Source organism: Micromonospora sp. DT46, assembly GCF_049841735.1.
Taxonomy (GTDB): domain Bacteria; phylum Actinomycetota; class Actinomycetes; order Mycobacteriales; family Micromonosporaceae; genus Micromonospora; species Micromonospora reichwaldensis.
Genome location: NZ_JBNCKW010000002.1, coordinates 15035 through 32100 on the forward strand (window position 1 = coordinate 15035; position 17066 = coordinate 32100).

The following is a 17066-nucleotide window of genomic DNA, read 5'->3' on the forward strand; positions in this document are numbered from 1 at the left end:
CTCCGTTGCGGACCCGAACCTCTTGATCACCACCACCCGCGGTGGGCGGGGAATCGATGGTGCGGTGTGGGCGGGCGCTGGTGAAGGATGGCCGGGTGGATTCCGAACTCCTGATCCCCGACGGGCTGGGCTGGGTGCGGGGCACGCCGGCCGGGCGGGAGTGGCTGGCGGCGCTGCCGGACAGGCTGGCCGCCTGCACGGCGCGCTGGTCGCTGCGGCTCGGGCCGCCCTTCCCGTACGCCTTCGCCTCGCTGGCCCTGCCGGCGGAGCTGCCCGACGGCACCCCGGCGGTGCTGAAGCTCCAGTACCCGGACCCCGACAGCGTCCACGAGGCGACGGCGCTGGAGCGCTGGGCCGGGGTGGGGGCGGCCCGGTTGCTCGCCCACGACCCGCAGCGGCGGGCGATGCTGGTCGAGCGGTGCGTGCCCGGCACGCCGCTGCACGAGTTGCCCGCCGATGCGGCGCTGGACGCGGCGGTGGAGTTGCTGCCCCGGGTCTGGCGCCCGGCCGGTGCGCCGTTCACCCCACTCGCCGAGGAGGCAGCCGGCTGGGCGGAACGGTTGCCGGCCAACTGGGAGCGGGCCGGCCGGCCGTACGAGCGGCGGCTGATCGACACGGCGCTCGGGCTGCTGGCCGACCTGGTCGACAGCCAGGGCGAGCAGGTGCTCGTCAACCAGGACCTGCACGCCGGCAACGTGCTGCGGGCGACCCGGGAGCCGTGGCTGGTCATCGACCCGAAGCCGCTGACCGGCGAGCGCGAGTTCGGGGTGGTGCCGCTGGTGCGCGGCGCGGAGCTGGGGCACTCGCCGGACGCCGTACGGCACCGGCTGGACCGGCTCAGCGCGGAGCTGGGCCTGGACCGGGAGCGGGTGTGGGGCTGGACGATCGGACAGACGCTGGCCTGGAGCTTCGGCGAGGGCCAGGTCTTCCCCAACCAGGTCGAGGTGGTCCGCTGGCTGCTCGCCGCGCCTCCCCGGTGAGACCGACGTCGGCGTGGGCGGCGGTCAGGACGGTTGGCAGGTGGGGCACCAGTAGAGGTTGCGGCCGGCCAGTTCGCCCCGGCTGACCGGCGTGGCGCAGACGTGGCAGGGGTCGCCGGGGCGGCGGTAGACGTACACCTCGCCGCCGTGCCGGTCGACGCGGGCGGGGCGGCCCATCGCCTCGGGCAGGTGCGTGTCGCGGACGGTGTCGATGCGGCCGCGCGTGACGGCGAGCCGCATCAGCGCCACCAGGTCGGCCCAGAGCGCGTCCCAGCCGGCGCGGGTCAGCCGCCGGCCGGGCAGCGTCGGCGGCAGCCCGGCCCGGAACAGCGCCTCGGTGACGAAGATCAGCCCGGTGCCGGCCACCACCGACTGGTCGAGCAGCAGCGCGGCCAGCGGCGTGGGGCTGCGGGAGATCCGGGCGTACGCCCGCTCGGGGTCGGCGTCGACGCGCAGCGGGTCGGGGCCGAGCCGGGCCCGCAGCGCCGCGACCTCGGGCGGGGTGAGCAGCTCGCAGGCGGTGGGGCCGCGCAGGTCGAGCCAGTGCCGGTCGCTGGTCAGCCGCAGCCGCACCTGGCCGACGGGCTCCGGCAGCTCCCCGGCGCCGTCGGCGAACCTGCCGTAGAGCCCGAGGTGCACGTGCAGGGTCAGCTCGCCCGCGTGGTGGTGCAGCAGGTGCTTGCCGTACGCCTCGGTGGCCTCCAGGACGGTGCCGGAGAGGCGGGCCGCGCCCTCGGCGAAGCGGCCCTGCGGGCTGGCGGCGTGCAGCTTGTCCCCGCCGAACAGCTCGGCGTGCCGCGCCGCCAGGCGGTGGATGGTGTGTCCCTCTGGCACGGGTGCCAAGGATAGCCAGCGCGCCGGGGACGAAGGTCGGCGCGGGACCGGGCGGGTCCCTGCTGCCGCACGCGCGCAGCGCGCCGGACAGACAGTCGGGCAGATTCATTGACTTCTATTACGAAGGAATATTAACTGAGTCTCACGGAGGTTCGGACAGGTCCGGGCAATCCGTGGCATAAACGCGCCCGTTACCGGCCGGTTCGTGCGTTCGCACATCGCCACCACCGCCGCGCGAGAGGAAGACACCCGATGTCCACCACTCCCGTACCCGCCACGGCGGGTCACCGCCGGCGAGCCCGGCGCCGAGTCGCGTCCGCAGGCGCCGGCCTGCTCGCGCTCGTCACCGCCGTGGCCGCCGCCACGGTCACGCTGCCGGCGCCGGCGTCCGCCGCCAACGAGCCGGTGAACGTCTGGCTGACCACCACCACGGACCCCGGTGGCCGCCAGGTGAGCCGGGGCCTCCAGCAGCAGGCCCCGCTCGCCTTCGCCCCCTCCAGCGGCGGCGCGACGCACACCGTCACCGTCAACGAGAACACCCGCTACCAGCAGTTCGAGGGCGGTGGTGCGTCGATCACGGACACCACCGCGTACCTGTTCCGGGGCGGGCCGATCAGCGCGGCCACCCGCGACGCCGTGATGCGCAAGCTCTTCTCCCCGACCGAGGGCATCGGGCTCTCCTTCGTCCGCAACCCCATCGGCGCCTCGGACCTCTCCCGCCCGGGCAACGTCTCCCTCGACGACACCTGCTGCGACCTAAACGACTTCTACAGCAACGGCTACGACACCAACGTGCGGCTGCTCACCGCCCAGGCCCGGTCGCTCAACCCGGAGCTGCGGGTGAAGGGGGTGCCGTGGAGCGCCCCCGGCTGGATGAAGGACAACGGCCGGATGGACCAGATGGGCTGGCTCAAGTGGGAGTACTACCCGATGTACGCCCAGTACCTGGTCAGGTACGTGCAGACCTACCAGGCCGCCGGCATTCCGGTGAACTACCTGTCGGTGCAGAACGAGCCGAACTGCTGCAAGCCCGCCGCGCCGACCGAGATGAACTACCCGGGCATGAGCTGGAACGGGCCAGGGCTGGTCGAGTTCACCAAGAACCACCTCTACCCCGCGCTGCGCGCCGCCGGCCTCAGCACCAAGGTCCTCGTGCACGACTGGAACTACGGCGACCATCCCAACTTCGGGGCGGTGCTGCTGGCCGACCCGGGCATCCGCAACGACCCGCTCTTCGGCGGCATCGCCTGGCACGGCTACTTCGGTGAGCCGTCCGTCGGCACCCAGGTACGCAACCAGTACCCGTCGGTGCGCCAGTTCAGCACCGAGCACTCGGGCGGCACCTGGATCGGCAACCAGCACAACGAGGACCTGGCCGACATCGTCAACTACGCCCGCAACTACAGCAGCAGCCTGGTCAAGTGGAGCCTCGCCCTGAACCAGAACATGGGCCCGCACAACGGCGGCTGCGACGTCTGCACCGGCCTGGTCACCGTGCAGGAGGGCGGCCCCCGCGCAGGCCAGGTCGACTACACCGTCGAGTACTACACCACCGGGCACCTGACGAAGTTCGTCAAGCCCGGCGCGTACCGGATCGACTCGACCGCCAACGGCACGGTGCAGAACGTGGCGTACGTGAACCCGGACGGGTCCAAGGCGCTCATCGCGCACAACGGCGGCACCGGCAGCCAGTCGGTCAAGGTCGTCTGGGGCGGGCAGTCCTTCACGTACTCGCTGCCGGCCCGGACCACGGCCACGTTCACCTGGGCGGGCAGCCAGTCCGGCGGCGGCGGGCGGACCGGCCCGATCGTCGGCCTGGCCGGCAGGTGCCTCGACGTCGCCGGGGCCAACAGCGCCGACGGCACCGCCGTCCAGCTGTACGACTGCAACGGCAGCGCCGCGCAGCAGTGGACGCTCGGCGCCGACGGCACCGTACGGGCCCTGGGCAAGTGCCTGGACGTCCGGGACAACGCCACCGCCGACGGCACCCGGACCCAGCTGTGGACCTGCACCGGCGCCGCGAACCAGCGGTGGACCGCGACGGCGGCCCGCGACCTGGTCAGCGCCAGCGCGAACAAGTGCCTGGACGTGGTGGACAACAGCTCGGCCAACGCGACACCGACCCAGATCTGGACGTGCACCGGGGGCGCGAACCAGAAGTGGACGGTGCCCGCCTGACACGCCTCGACCCGGCGTGGGGTGCCCGCCCGGCGGCCGGCCGGGCGGGCACCCCTCGGAGAACGGCCGGCCGGGTATCCGTGTCGGAGAACGACCACCTGGGTATTGCGGACGTGTACCGCGTGGGCGGCAAGTCTTTGCATCGGCCACCACGCATTCACGAGGAGGTGTGTGTGGTGAAGATTCCCTCGCTGTCCCGCAGGTCGGAAGAGGCGCCGACACGGGACGAGAACCTCGACGGCCGCGTCGACGACCGTGACGCGCCCGCCGGCACCGGCCGGGACGGCGCGCCGCGGGCCGACGCGGACGGCGGCAGCGGGCCTAGCCGTCCGATGGTCACCGACCGCGACGGCGAGCAGACGACCTACCGCAGCAGCGCCGCGCCCGACGGCGCCGGGCGGGACGGCGCCGCCGAGCGGCGGGCGGCCGAGCGGGCGGCCGTCGCCCGGGCGGCCACGGCCCGACCCATCGACGACGACCGACGCGCCCCCCGGAGCACCGAGCCCGACCCGGCGCTCGAACGGACCCTCGACGGTCGGACGACCGACCTGGACCGGAACGCGGCGCTGGGCGCCCGGACGGACCGGGACCGCGCGGTCGACGGGGACACCGTGGAGCGGCCCGTCGACCGCGACGGCGACGGCGTTCCCGACCGCGAGCCGGAGCGGGCGGTGGTCGCCGGCCCGAAGCCCCGGGCCAGCATCCTCGCCACGCTGGGGCTGATCGTCGGCGTGGCCGGGGCGCTCTTCGTGCTCACCGGCAGCCTCGCCGGGTACGGCATCGCCCTCGGCGCCCTCGGCGCGGTCCTCGCGGTGCTGGGCCTGATGGCCACCCGTCGCCGGCACATCGCCGGCAAGACCGACGCGCTGCTCGGCGTCGCGCTGGGCCTCGGCGCGGTGGTGCTGGGCGTGCTGGCGATGACCGGCCAGTTCGACTGGCCGACCACCGACGGGGACTGGGTGCAGCGGTTCCGCGAGTGGCTCGACTCACAGTTTGTGGACCGCTTCTAGCGGGCACTGTTCGGCTCGCCGGCGATGCGCCGGCAGCGCCGGTGGTTCACCGGCGACGCCCGACCAGCCTGGTGGTTCACCAGCCGGGCAACCCTTTTTCGGGGGCGGCGGTTCGCCGCCCCCGAAGTGTTTTCCGGGCCCACCTTCCGGCCGGGCACACCGACAGGGCCCGAAACGCAACGAACCATCGTTCAGCACTCCCCAGACGCAACGTTCCGTCGGCCTGCGCAACTTCCAGCGGTGGATTCCACCATCGGCGCCGCATAACGTTGAGCAACGGCGCCAGCCCGTGGGCCGAAGGTGGCCGGGCGCGCCCGACCCCTGGGAGCAGGACAATGACGATGGACGCCACCAGCCAGCGCTTCCTGATGTGCCGGCCGACGTACTTCGCCGTCGACTACGCCATCAACCCGTGGATGGACCCGACCGCGCCGGTCGACGCCGACCTCGCCGTCCGGCAGTGGGAGCAGCTGCGCCAGATCTACCGGGACCTGGGCCACACCGTCGAGGAGATCGCTCCGGTGCCCGGCCTGCCCGACATGGTGTTCGCCGCCAACGGCGGCACGGTGATCGACGGCAAGGCGATGGCCGTGCAGTTCCGCGACCCGCAGCGCGCCGACGAGGCCCCCGCCTACCGCGCCTGGTTCGAGGCCGCCGGCTTCGAGATGCACGACCCGAAGCACGTCAACGAGGGCGAGGGCGACATCCTGCTGGCCGGCGACTTCCTGCTGGCCGGCACCGGCTTCCGCACCGCGCACGCCTCGCACGCGCAGCTCCAGGAGGTCTTCGGCTACCCCGTGGTGACCATGCAGCTGGTCGACCCGCGCTTCTACCACCTGGACACCGCGCTCACCGTGCTCGACGAGCGGACGGTGGCGTACCTGCCGGAGGCGTTCTCGCCGGGCAGCCGGGCGGTGCTGCGCCGGCTCTTCCCCGACGCGGTGCACGCCACCCTCGCCGACGCCGAGGTCTTCGGGCTGAACGCGGTCAGCGACGGCCGGCACGTGGTGCTGCCGGAGCAGGCCACCGGCCTGGCCGCGAAGCTGCGCGACCGGGGCTACGAGACCATCGGTGTCGACCTCTCCGAGCTGCGCAAGGCCGGCGGCGGACCGAAGTGCTGCACGTTGCGACTCCGTCAGGGAAAGGCGAGCCAGTGATCGACGACATGCTGCGGACGCCGGAGGCGATCCGCGACGCGGAGCGGTGGACCGCGCACAACTACCACCCGCTGCCGGTGGTCATCTCCTCCGCCGAGGGCTCCTGGCTGACCGACGTGGACGGCCGCCGCTACCTCGACTGCCTGGCCGGCTACTCGGCGCTGAACTTCGGCCACCGCCACCCGACGCTGATCGCCGCCGCGCACGCGCAGCTCGACCGGCTGACGCTCACCAGCCGGGCGTTCGTCCACGACCAGTTCGCCGACTTCTGCCGCGAGCTGGCCGAGCTGTGCCGCAAGGACCTCGTGCTGCCGATGAACACCGGCGCCGAGGCCGTGGAGACCGGCATCAAGGTCGCCCGCAAGTGGGGCTACCAGGTCAAGGGCGTCGCGCCGGGGCAGGCCAACATCGTGGTGGCCGAGGGGAACTTCCACGGCCGGACGACCACCATCGTCAGCTTCTCCACCGACGAGGACGCCCGGGCCGACTTCGGGCCGTACACCCCGGGGTTCACGGTCGTCCCCTACGGCGACCTGGCGGCGCTGACCGCCGCCATCGACGAGAACACCGTCGCGGTGCTGATCGAGCCGATCCAGGGCGAGCAGGGCGTCGTCGTGCCGCCGGAGGGCTACCTGCCGGGCGTACGCCGGGTCTGCACCGAGCAGAACGTGCTCTTCATCGCCGACGAGATCCAGTCCGGCCTCGGCCGGACCGGGGACACCTTCGCCTGCGACCACGAGGGCGTCACGCCCGACATGTACCTGCTGGGCAAGGCGCTCGGCGGCGGCATCGTGCCGGTCTCCGCGGTGGCCGCGAACGCCGACGTGCTCGGCGTGCTCAGGCCGGGCCAGCACGGCTCCACGTTCGGCGGCAACCCGCTGGCCTGCGCCGTCGCCACCGAGGTCGTCCGGCTGCTGGCCACCGGCGAGTTCCAGCGGCGCTCGACCGAGCTGGGCGCCCGGCTGCACGCCGGCCTCCGGTCGCTGGTCGGCAGGGGCCTCGTCGCGGTGCGGGGCCGGGGCCTGTGGGCCGGCCTCGACATCGACCCGGCGCTGATGAGCGGCCGGGAGGCGTGCGAGCGGCTCGCCGAGCGCGGGGTGCTCGCCAAGGACACCCACGGCGCCACCATCCGGCTCGCCCCGCCGCTGGTGATCACCGAGGAGGAGATCGACCACGCGGTCGCCCAGCTCGCCGCGGTGCTGGCCGGCTGAGCCCCGTACGACACGGGCGGGCGTCGGGACCACGGTCCCGGCGCCCGCCGTCGTCTCCCGGCGGCTCAGCGGGGCAGGCGCATCGCCATCGTGGGCGCCTCGGCCATGACCGACGTGGGCGTGTAGGGGGCTCCGGTGGGAAGCTCGTCGGGCCGGCCGATCTGCACCCCGGGGTAGAGCTCCACCATGTCGCCCTCCGCCAGCACCCGGGACTGCTGCGGCGCCAGCGGGACCCGGTCGCCCTCCGCCATCGACCCGCCCGGGCGGATGCCCGAGCCGTTGGTGCTCACGTCGGTCACGATCACCTCGCCGACCCGCAGCTCGAACCGGACGTGGCTGCGGCTGATCCAGCGGCGCGCCTCGTCGTTGAGCCATTGCCCGAGCGTGATCCCGCCGGCCTGGTCGGGGGCGCGGCCGACCACCGCCGGCTCCTCCTCGGTGAGCACGAAGCGTCGGCGGATCAGCCCGCCCACCCGCACGGCCAGGACGGCGCTCCGCGGTCGCGGACCGGCGTCGCCGAGCCGGGTGCCGTGCCGGGGGCAGGTCGGCACGCCGCCGCGCAGCGTGGGCGGCGGCTGGCCGGCCGGGCTGCGCTCCACCACCCGGGACAGGTCGGCGAAGGCCCCGCCGCCCCCACCACCGCCGAAGAGCGCGCAGCCGGGCTCCGCGCAGCGCCAGCGCCGGGCGAGCAGCTTCACGCCGGCCGGTGACCGGTCACCGGCGACGGGCGTGTGCCCGCCGCCGACGTGGGCGACGAAGGCCGGCCCGCCGGCGCCGGGCACCGGGGCGAGCACCCGGCCGGCCTGCTCGACCAGCCACGGGTAGCGCCCGCGCAGGCCGTCGGCCCGCACCCGGGTGAGCACAGGCAGCCCGAGCAGGTCCGCCACCTCCAGCATCCGGTCGCCCGGGTTGTCGAGCACCTCGACCAGCCCGTCGTCGGCCCACCGGCGGACCACCATGCGCTCGTTGGAGGTGAGGTCGGCGTCGGAGAGCAGGGCCCGGTGGACCACCGCGTAGACCGGGACGCTGTCCTCCTCCATCTCCCGGGCGAGGGCGTCGATCACCATGCCGAGGCGGAGCAGGCTCGCCGGCCGGCCGCCGTCGAGATCCTGGTAGCGGATCACCTCGGCCAGGTCGACGACGGCCCGGGCCAGCGACGGGTCGGTGCTGACCCGGCCCTCGATGGCGTCCAGCACCTTGCTGATCTCGAATCTCATCCGACGCTCCCCACGATCTCGTCGATCCGCCGAGCCAGTTCCAGGTCACGCCGCGTGACCCCGCCCGCCGAGTGCGTGACGCACCGGAAGGTCAGGGCCCGCCAGCGGATGTCGATGTCGGGGTGGTGGTCCAGTTCCTCCGCCGTCACGGCGACCCGGTCGACCACCGCGATGGCCGCCGGGAAGCTGGCCAGCTCCACGGTGCGGGTGATCCCGGCGGGGTCTCCCGACCAGCCCGCCAGCCCACCCAGCTCGTCTCGCACCGCCTCGGCGGTGAGCACGTCTGCCATGGGGAGACCCTACCGGGACCGGTCGCGACGACGCCGACCAGCGGCGGGAGGTGTGGCCCACCCCGGCGGCGCGGCGGTCCGAAGATCGCCACGGCATAGATGAGCGGCTGTGGACCGGCGGGGTTAGGCTGACCGGCGGCCCGGCCGGGCCCGCGACCGGCGTCGCCCCGGCCCACCCTGCGTGAGGAGATTTCCACGATGAACACTCGACGGCTGGCGACCACGGGGGTCGCGCTCGTCGCCGCGCTCGCCCTCGGTCTCACCGGGTGCGGTACGGGGACGGACACGGCTGCTCCGGCCGGCGACGGTGGCACCACCGGCGCGGCACCGGCCAGCAGCGCCCCCGCCGATGCCCGCGCCGAGCTGGCCGCCGCCGCGAAGAAGCTGAACCAACAGACCGTCAAGATGCGGCTCACGTCGCCGGTCATCAACGGCAGCGGCGTGATGGACCCGGCCACCAAGACCGGCGACATGACGCTGAAGATGGGCGCGGAGGGCACCTTCCGGATCCTGATGCTCGGCAACGACGTCTACCTGAAGGTCAGCGGCATGCAGGGGATGCCGAAGAAGTGGATGCACATGGACGCCACCAAGCTCGGCAAGAGCGGTCAGCTCAACCTGATGCCCGACGGCGACCCGGGCGGCGCGAAGCAGATGGTCGACAGCGTGGTGGACGTCGAGAGGACCGCCCCGGGCAGCTACTCGGGCACCCTCGATTACACCCGCACCAAGCCCGACGACAAGGCCATCCAGGCCCTCGGTGACAAGGCCAAGGCCGTCCCGTTCACCGCCAGGGTGGACGACCAGGGCCGGCTCGTCGAGTTCGCCATCGACACCCAGGTGCTGCACGAGTCGCTGGGCACCATGATCACCAACTACTCGGACTTCGGCGCCCCGGTCACCGTCAAGAAGCCCCCCGCGGGCGACACGCAGGAGGCCCCGCAGGAGCTGATCGAGTCCATGGGCTCCTGAGCCCTACCGCACACGGAACGGGGGCGGCGCCGGTCGGCGCCGCCCCCGTTCGCGCGTGTCAGCCGCGCAGCGGCCGGCCCACCTCGTGCAGGTGCGCGAGCGCCTGACGGTACGACTCGACCAGCCCCGTCTCGGCGTACGGGATGCCCTGCTCGGCGCAGAAGGCGCGGACGATCGGCCGGGCCCGGCGCAGGTTGGCCCGGGGCATGTTCGGGAACAGGTGGTGCTCGATCTGGTAGTTGAGCCCGCCCAGGGCGACGTCGACGAGCCGACTGCCCCGCACGTTGCGGGAGGTGAGCACCTGCTTACGCAGGAAGTCCAGGTCGTCGTCGGCGGTGGGCATCGGCATGCCCTTGTGGTTGGGGGCGAACGAGCAGCCCATGTAGAAGCCCCACAGCCCCTGGTGGACGGCGACGAAGAGCAGCGCCTTCACCGGCGACATCACCAGCAGCAGCGCACCGAGGTAGCCCACGGCGTGTAGGACCAGCAGCAGCGCCTCGACGCGGCGGTGCCGCATCGGGGTGCGGAACCCGCCGTCGGAGTCCCGCCCCACGATCGCCTGCACGCTCGCCACGTGCAGGGCGAGCCCCTCCAGCAGCAGCATCGGGAAGAACAGCCACGCCTGCCGGCGGGCCAGCCGGCGACCGAACCCGCGCGTCGCGGCGGCCTGCTCGTACGTCCAGACCAGCGCGCCGGCCCCGACGTCGGGGTCCTCGTCCTCGTGGTTGGGGTTGGCGTGGTGCCGGTTGTGCTTGTCGACCCACCAGCCGTAGCTCAGCCCGACCGCCAGGTTGCCGGTGAGCAGGCCGATGGCCTCGCTCGGCCCGCGCCGCCGGAACATCTGCCGGTGGCCGGCGTCGTGGCCGAGGAACGCGACCTGGGTGGTGGCGACGGCGAGGAAGACGGCGACCAGGAGCTGCGCCCACGAGTCGCCGACCAGCCCGACGGCCGCCCAGCCCGCCGCGAAGACGCCCAGCGTGAGCACGATCCGGGTCACGTACCGTCCCGGGCGTCGCTCCAGCAGGCCCGCCCCGCTGATCCGCCGGGACAACTGCGCGTAGTCACTGCCCCGCCGTACCGGCGGGTCCGCCACCGCTCCGAGCACCATCGCGGCTCCCGTTCCAGTTCCTCGATCCCGGAGCGCGCCGGCCGGCGCGTCCCGCTCCCAGTCTCCGGCGAACGGTTGCGCTGAGTAACCCTGCCCACCCCCGGTTCGGGGGTAGGGCGAGCCCTACCCCCGGCACCCGTGACCGGGCCTGATCAGCCCATCCGGCCGACGGCGGCCCGGAGCCGGGCCAGGTCCCGGCGGCGCCGCTCGTAGGTCGTGGCGAGCCCGATCAGCGCGAACCCGCCGACGGCCAGGAAGATCCACCGGGGCAGCAGGTCCCAGCCACGGACCAGCTCGTGCAGCGCGAGCAGTGCCAGGGTCACCCCACCCAGCAGCACCGGCGCCTGCCAGCGGCGGGTCGCCCCGGCGAGCACCGCGGCGAGCGCGGCGACGCCCAGCAGCAGCCGCCGCCACGGCTGGGGGTCCGCAGCCACCAGCACGGACACCAGGCTCGGCAGCAGCCCGGCCGCGAGCCCCGGACCCAGCGCCAGCCAGCTGTTCAACCCTGGCCGGGTACGCAGCGCCACCACGCCCGCCACGAGAGCCAGCGCCGCCGCCGGCACCGTGTACGCCTCCAGCACCGCCACGTCGCCTGCGGCCAGCAGCAGCCAGCCGCCGAGCAGTTCACTGCCGCCCGCGATGCCCGCGAAGGCCCACCGCCGGCCCGCCGACTCGCCCCGGGGCAGCACCCGCAGCGCGACGGCGGCGCCCCACAGCACGCAGACCGCCGCGGCGTGGCGGAGCGAGCCCACCGCGAGCAGCAGCGCGACCAGCGCCACCGCCTGGGCCGCCGCGTCCAACGCCGCCGCCGTGGCCCGTCCCCGGCGGGCCGGACCGGCCGGGGACACCCCGACCCGACCGAGCACCGCCGCGGCGGCCAGGGTGAGTGCCGCGACGGCGAGCACGCTGAACGTGGCCGCCCGTACCGGCAGCCCGCCGGCCAGCGGCGCGACGACCGCGAGGCTGGTCGCGGCGGCCACCGCGACCAGGGCGCCACCCAGCCGGGCGTCGTCCCGGCGGGCCGCCACCCCGACCACCGCCGCCGCGACGACGAGCACGCCGAGGCCGACGATCGTGCCCGTCCGGGTGGCCAGCAGCCCGAGCAGCCCGGACGCCACCAGCACCAGACCCACCGGCAACCCGACCGGGGCGAGCAGCGGACGCGGTGCGGCCAGGGCGGCGAGCAGCACCAGGGCCACCCCGCCGAGCAGCGTGCCGACCGGCAGCACCGGCCACGGCACGCCTGCGGCCACCAGCAGCACGGGCAGCGCGGCCGCGGCGAACGGCACCGCGACCAGCGTGCCCCGCCACCAACCGGCGCCCGCAGCATGGCCGGCGCCCGCAGCATGGCCGGCGCCCGCCGACGGGACGGCGCCCGCCGACGGAACGGCGTCCGCGCCGGTGGGGCCGGTCCGCACGGCAGCCCGGTCCAGCCGGCCGGCCAGCACCCCGGCCACCGCCAGCAAGGCCAACGCCAGGCCCACCGGGAGCGCCCCCGGGTCGGCCCGGACCGTGGGCGCCCCGGACCAGGGCGACACCTCGCCGTACGGGGCGACGAGCGCCGTGAACGCCACCGGCAGGGCGGCGGCGGCCGAGACCACCAGCAGCCCGATGCCGGCCACCCGCAGTACGACGTCGGAGCGCACCGCACCGCCCAGCGTCGCCAGCAGGACCGCCACGGCGGCGTAGAGCGTCACCGGTTCGTCGGCCGGTACGACCAGCGGCGCCAACCCGACCGCCGTGACCGCCACGGCGACCCCGCCGGAGGCGTACGCCCGCAGGTCGGGCCAGTGCCGGCGGACCGCGAGCAGCCCGACGGGCAGCAGCGCGACGGCGGCGAGCGCCGCCCGCGCCTGCCACCAGGCCGGCGCACCGGCGGCGAGGAGGGCGACGACCGCGCCGGCCGGCACCGCGACCGGCACGACGGCCGACGCCGCCCCGGCCACCCGGCGCTGCACGGCCGTGCCGCGCCGGCCGGCCGCCGCCACGGCGGTCCCGGCGACCAGCACCACCGCGAGCGCCGCACCCGCACCCGCCGTCGCGGCGAACCCGACGACCAGTCCGTGCCCGAGCAGGAGGGTCCCGGCCACCCCCGCGGCCAGGACCGTCCAGGACCGGACGCCCGGACGCCCCACCGCGACGGCCAGCAGGCCCACCGCCGCCACCAGGTCCAGCGCCACCACCGCCGGCCAGGGCGACGGCCAGCCGGCCGGCACCGCCAGCACGACGACCGCCGCGCCGATCGCGGCCAGCGCCGGCCGGGCGGCCCTCGGCAGCAACAGTCCGAAGGCGGCCACGGTCAGCGCGATCGCCACCGGAAGCTGCCACCCCCCGTCGGCGTCGGGCCCGGCTGCGGCCCCCTGCCACGGCGGCAGCGACCGGCCGGCGGTGGCGCCGGCGAGCGCGACGGCCAGCAGCACGACGAACTGCGCCGTCCCGCCGGCCACCAGCAGCGCGCCGGCCCGGGGACCGGTCCGCCACCCGGCGGGCAGCAGCCGTACCGCGCCGGCCACCGCCACCACGACCAGCGCCGTGAGCAGCAGCGACAGGTCCAGCTCGGCGATCGGGCGGATCACCGCGCCGGCCAGCACCGGCACCAGCAGCGCGGCGGCCACCGCGCGGAACACCGCCCCGCCGGTGAGCAGCGCGGTGCCGAGCAGGGTCAGCGACACCAGCAGCAGCGGCGCACCGGCCAGCAGCGGAACGCCGGCGGCCCGGCCGAGGGCCAGCGGTACGAGCGCGCAGCACGCGGCCACGAACAGCGCGCCCGCGTGCCCCACCCAGGCGAGGACGCGCCCGGCGAGGACCGCCGGACGCTCGCCGGACGGCGCGGGCGCCGCAGCGGCCGGGGCCACGGCACCGGCGACGGGGCCACCAACGGTCGGGCCCTCGGCGGCCGGCGTCCCGACGGCCACGGCACCGGCCGCCGGAGCGCCCCGGCGGCGCAGCGCGACCAGCACCGCCAGGTCGAGCAGCGCCACCCCCAGGAAGGTCATCGCCCAGCCGGCGGCGTCCGGCCGGGCGTCGACGACGAGCAGGGGCAGCACCGGCTGCGCGGTCACCAGGGCGGCGAACCACGGCACGGTCAGACCGCTGAGCCGGGCGTACCCGGCAGCGACCGCCGCGCCGGCCCCCCCGACCAGCGCGGCGTACCGGGTGGCGGGCCAGTCCGCCACCCCGACCAGGTCCACCGACCAGGCGGCGTAGCCGTCCAGCAGCACCAGCAGCAGCCCCACGGCGGCGAAGGTCTCCGCAGTGCCGCGCAGCCCGCGCCGCACCGCCACCAGCGGCGCGGCCAGGGCGAGGGCGGTGAACGCGAACAGGATCAGGGCCCGGCCGGCGACCCCCACCGACGCCCAGGCGACCGCCGTGAAGACCACCGCGGCGGTGCCCAGCAGCAGCCCACCGAGGACGAAGAGCAGGCCCTGCACCGTACGGGTGGAGGTCTCCGCGCCGCCGACGCCCGCACCCGCCGGCGCGGGGACCGGAGCGACCGGCCCCCGGCCCGGCCACGCCGGCACCGGGGTCGCGGCCGGCGGCACGGTCACGCCCGGCGGCGGGGTCACGACCGACGCGGGGCGCACCGGCCCCGGGGTCGCGGGCGCCGCCGGGCGCGACACGGGGAACTCCGCCCGGACCGCGGCGGCCAGCGCCGCCCGACGGTGCCGGGCCGCGTTCAGCCGGCCGGCGAGTCCCTGGTACGCCGCGCGGGCCCGCTCGACCTGGCCGCCGAGCGCGACGATCTCCCGGTCGAGCCGGACCACCTCGGCGGCGGCCGGGTGCGGCGGTCGGCCGCAACCGGAGCAGCCGGAGCCGAGGTCGGCCGGCGCGCCGCAGGCGGGACAGGGATAACCGGTGTTCTGCACCCGGCCATCATGGTGGCCGGGAGATCACCTGACCAGAGTGCGGGTACTCAGGGCCGGGTGTGCTCGTGCACCCAGGTGGCGTAGGCGGGGTCGCCGCTCTCCACCCGGGTGACCAGGATCTCCGGCACCTCGTACGGGTGGCTGGCCCGGATCTGCTCCACCAGCGCGGCGGCCCGGTCCGGCGCGGTCTTGAACTGCACCGACCACTCGGTGCTCGTGTCCACCCCGGAACGCCACCAGTAGGTGCTGTCCACCTGGCCGCCCACCTGGGCGCAGGCGGCGAGCCGACCGGCGACGGCCGCCGCCGCCATCACGTCCGCGACCGAACGGGCGTCCACCACCGTCGTCACCACGCAGATCTGGTCCACCAGCGCACCCTACGCGGCACCGTCCCGATTGGCCGCGATCCACTCGTCGATCCGCGCCCACCAGTCGAAAAGCCAGTCGATCCGCTCCTGGCGGCCGGTCGGCACCTCCTCCGGCGGCACCGACCAGAAGCGCATGATGATCCGCTTGTCCATCGGCAGTTCCCGCCACACGTCGCCGACGCTCAGCATCCGGTCCAGGCCGGTGTGCGCCACGAAGATCACCCCGGCGTCGGGCGCGGCGTCCAGCGCCGCGAGCAGCCCGCCCGGCTGCGGGGCGAGCACGTGCCGCAGCCGCTCTGCGCGCCGCGCCATCCGTTCGAGGCCGAGGCCGCGCAGCTTCTCGATGGCCCGCAGCCGGCGGCCGGGGGTGAAGTTGCCGCCCTCCGGGAAGATCACGAACGCGTCGTCGTCGTCCAGGCCGTGGGCCAGGTGCCCGATCTGCTCGGTCACCGACCCCCGGCGGTCCGGCCCCGGCGCGAGGAAGCGGTTCGGCAGCCGGTTGAGCAGCACGTCGACCGCCGGATCCCACTGGAGGCTGTCCTTCAGCACGATCCGCGGCTCCCGGTTGAACCAGTTGACCAGGGCGTGGATCAGGATGAACGAGTCGCCCGGGCCGGCGTGCCGGCAGAGCACCAGCTCGGGCCGGCCCGGCAGGGCCGTGTCCGGGTCGGTGCCCACCACGTCGATGCTCAGGTGCAGCGCCCAGCGGGCGTGCCAGAAGAGTGCCCGCAGGAACCAGCCGGCGAGCACGTAGTGCGCCCGCTGGAAGCCGGGCGAGCGGACCCGCCAGCCGAAGCCGGAGGCGACCCAGAGCACGAAGAGCGCGAGCAGCGCCGTCGCGTCCCAGACCAGGTAGACACAGCCGAGCCAGAGCAGGCGCAGCGGCCGCAGCCGGCCCGGGACCAGCGGCGAGGCGGCCGCCGCGAGCAGCGCCCAGACCGGCAGGGTCGTCACGACCAGGAAGGCCAGCAGCACCACGCCGGGGGCCAGGAGCAGCCGGCGTACCCACCGCGGCGGTAGGGGCATCAGTGCTCCAACTGCGTCGCCAGGTAGCGCCGGGAGGCCGTGTAGGCGCGGCTGATCCGCCGCCCCACCGCCGCCATGTCCCGGTACGCCCACGGCGTGTCGTCGCGCGGCTCCAGCCCGCCGGTGGGCAGCACGTGCACCTCCACCCCGTCGGGCAGGGCCGCCATCTCCCGGGCGAACCGGTGCCGCCGGGCGATCTCGAACGCGACCTGGGCGATCTCCCAGGGTCGCCGGGGTGGGGTCAGCGCCCGCTCGATCCGGCCCACCTGGAGTACGAAGATCCGCGTGGCGCCCACGGCGACCGCCTCGCCGATCGGGATGGAGTTCACGATCCCGCCGTCGATGTAGTGCTGGTCGTCGATCCGGGCCGGCGGCAGGAGCCCCGGGACCGAGGCGGAGGCGAGCACGGCCGGCACCAGCGGCCCGCTGTCGAACCAGTGCTCGGCGGCCCGCTCGATGTTGGCCGCGCAGCAGCGGAAGGGCACCTTGAGGTCGGCGAAGGTGGTCTCCGCACCCAGCTCGGCCTCCAGCAGCTTGCGCAGCGGGCGGGGCGAGTGCAGGTGGGTACGGGCGGCGAACCGGCGCAGTTGGCGGGCCACCGAGTCGCCGTACACCTCACTCGCCTCCGGGGAGGCCCAGAGCCGGACCAGCCGGTCGGTGACCGCCTCGGACGGTTCGGCGGCGACCAGCGCGCCGTTGACCGCCCCGATCGAGGTGCCGAGCACCACGTCGGGCCGGATGCCGGCCCGGAACAGCGCCCGCAGCATGCCCACCTCGACCGCCCCGAGGACTCCCCCGCCCCCGAGCACGAACGCCACCGGTCCCTGCGACATACGTTCCATCCTGGCA

General features: G+C 75.1%; 14 protein-coding genes. 6 read left to right on the plus strand and 8 right to left on the minus strand.

Annotated features, from left to right (window positions below; all coding sequences use genetic code 11):
- The first annotated feature begins 95 nt into the window (after positions 1 to 95).
- Positions 96 to 980 carry an aminoglycoside phosphotransferase family protein gene (locus ACLQ20_RS04300; protein WP_425854270.1) on the plus strand — a complete coding sequence of 295 codons (885 nt, stop codon included), beginning with the start codon at positions 96 to 98 and terminating at the stop codon, positions 978 to 980.
- 24 nt (positions 981 to 1004) lie between these two features.
- Here ACLQ20_RS04300 and ACLQ20_RS04305 read toward each other — a convergent pair whose 3' ends face one another.
- Positions 1005 to 1814, minus strand: coding sequence for an Fpg/Nei family DNA glycosylase (locus ACLQ20_RS04305; RefSeq protein WP_425854272.1), 810 nt, complete (start codon positions 1812 to 1814; stop codon positions 1005 to 1007).
- Positions 1815 to 2066: 252 nt separating this feature from the next.
- Here ACLQ20_RS04305 and ACLQ20_RS04310 point away from each other — a divergent pair, with 252 nt between their 5' ends.
- The 4 genes from ACLQ20_RS04310 (at position 2067) to rocD (ending at position 7370) form a co-directional block, all read left to right on the plus strand.
- Positions 2067 to 3992, plus strand: coding sequence for a ricin-type beta-trefoil lectin domain protein (locus ACLQ20_RS04310; protein WP_425854274.1), 1926 nt, complete (start codon positions 2067 to 2069; stop codon positions 3990 to 3992).
- Between the two features lie 176 nt (positions 3993 to 4168).
- The gene (locus ACLQ20_RS04315; protein WP_425854276.1) at positions 4169 to 5002 is read left to right on the plus strand and encodes a thrombospondin; all 834 of its coding nucleotides are present in this window, start codon (positions 4169 to 4171) and stop codon (positions 5000 to 5002) included.
- A 341-nt stretch (positions 5003 to 5343) separates the two neighbouring features.
- Positions 5344 to 6159: a dimethylargininase gene (gene ddaH / locus ACLQ20_RS04320; protein WP_207913845.1), complete on the plus strand. Its 816-nt coding sequence runs from the start codon at positions 5344 to 5346 to the stop codon at positions 6157 to 6159.
- The gene (rocD, locus tag ACLQ20_RS04325) at positions 6156 to 7370 is read left to right on the plus strand and encodes an ornithine--oxo-acid transaminase (protein ID WP_192581461.1); all 1215 of its coding nucleotides are present in this window, start codon (positions 6156 to 6158) and stop codon (positions 7368 to 7370) included. Before ddaH ends, rocD begins: the two co-directional genes overlap by 4 nt.
- Positions 7371 to 7435: 65 nt before the next feature.
- Here rocD and ACLQ20_RS04330 read toward each other — a convergent pair whose 3' ends face one another.
- Entirely contained in the window at positions 7436 to 8587 is a 1152-nt protein-coding gene (locus tag ACLQ20_RS04330; protein ID WP_151455680.1) for an FHA domain-containing protein, read from the minus strand.
- Positions 8584 to 8877, minus strand: a complete 294-nt coding sequence (locus ACLQ20_RS04335; protein ID WP_151455679.1) for a 4a-hydroxytetrahydrobiopterin dehydratase — start codon at positions 8875 to 8877, stop codon at positions 8584 to 8586. The genes ACLQ20_RS04330 and ACLQ20_RS04335 overlap by 4 nt, the downstream gene beginning before the upstream one ends.
- A gap of 198 nt (positions 8878 to 9075) precedes the next feature.
- On the opposite strand from ACLQ20_RS04335, the gene ACLQ20_RS04340 reads away from it, so the two are divergent.
- Positions 9076 to 9849 (plus strand): hypothetical protein, encoded by a 774-nt coding sequence (locus ACLQ20_RS04340; protein WP_425854278.1) that lies wholly within the window; start codon positions 9076 to 9078, stop codon positions 9847 to 9849.
- Between the two features lie 58 nt (positions 9850 to 9907).
- On the opposite strand, the gene ACLQ20_RS04345 is transcribed toward ACLQ20_RS04340, so the two are convergent.
- From ACLQ20_RS04345 to ACLQ20_RS04365, 5 genes are all read right to left on the minus strand, one after another.
- On the minus strand, positions 9908 to 10957 hold the full coding sequence (locus tag ACLQ20_RS04345; protein ID WP_151455677.1) for a fatty acid desaturase family protein: 1050 nt from the start codon (positions 10955 to 10957) through the stop codon (positions 9908 to 9910).
- A 152-nt stretch (positions 10958 to 11109) separates the two neighbouring features.
- On the minus strand, positions 11110 to 14823 hold the full coding sequence (locus ACLQ20_RS04350) for an SCO7613 C-terminal domain-containing membrane protein (protein ID WP_425854280.1): 3714 nt from the start codon (positions 14821 to 14823) through the stop codon (positions 11110 to 11112).
- A 47-nt stretch (positions 14824 to 14870) separates the two neighbouring features.
- Positions 14871 to 15191 (minus strand): divalent-cation tolerance protein CutA, encoded by a 321-nt coding sequence (gene cutA, locus ACLQ20_RS04355; RefSeq protein ID WP_151455675.1) that lies wholly within the window; start codon positions 15189 to 15191, stop codon positions 14871 to 14873.
- A 9-nt stretch (positions 15192 to 15200) separates the two neighbouring features.
- Entirely contained in the window at positions 15201 to 16217 is a 1017-nt protein-coding gene (locus tag ACLQ20_RS04360) for a 1-acyl-sn-glycerol-3-phosphate acyltransferase (protein ID WP_132231133.1), read from the minus strand.
- Positions 16217 to 17050 (minus strand): patatin-like phospholipase family protein, encoded by an 834-nt coding sequence (locus tag ACLQ20_RS04365; RefSeq protein WP_132231132.1) that lies wholly within the window; start codon positions 17048 to 17050, stop codon positions 16217 to 16219. Before ACLQ20_RS04365 ends, ACLQ20_RS04360 begins: the two co-directional genes overlap by 1 nt.
- Positions 17051 to 17066: the final 16 nt, after the last annotated feature.

Coding starts and splice junctions, on each gene's coding strand:
- ddaH (WP_207913845.1), top strand. CDS start 5,344: ATGGACGCCACCAGCCAGCGCTTCCTGATGTGCCGGCCGACGTACTTC.
- ACLQ20_RS04335 (WP_151455679.1), bottom strand. CDS start 8,877: ATGGCAGACGTGCTCACCGCCGAGGCGGTGCGAGACGAGCTGGGTGGG.
- ACLQ20_RS04345 (WP_151455677.1), bottom strand. CDS start 10,957: ATGGTGCTCGGAGCGGTGGCGGACCCGCCGGTACGGCGGGGCAGTGAC.
- ACLQ20_RS04360 (WP_132231133.1), bottom strand. CDS start 16,217: ATGCCCCTACCGCCGCGGTGGGTACGCCGGCTGCTCCTGGCCCCCGGC.
- ACLQ20_RS04330 (WP_151455680.1), bottom strand. CDS start 8,587: ATGAGATTCGAGATCAGCAAGGTGCTGGACGCCATCGAGGGCCGGGTC.
- ACLQ20_RS04310 (WP_425854274.1), top strand. CDS start 2,067: ATGTCCACCACTCCCGTACCCGCCACGGCGGGTCACCGCCGGCGAGCC.
- ACLQ20_RS04365 (WP_132231132.1), bottom strand. CDS start 17,050: ATGTCGCAGGGACCGGTGGCGTTCGTGCTCGGGGGCGGGGGAGTCCTC.
- ACLQ20_RS04340 (WP_425854278.1), top strand. CDS start 9,076: ATGAACACTCGACGGCTGGCGACCACGGGGGTCGCGCTCGTCGCCGCG.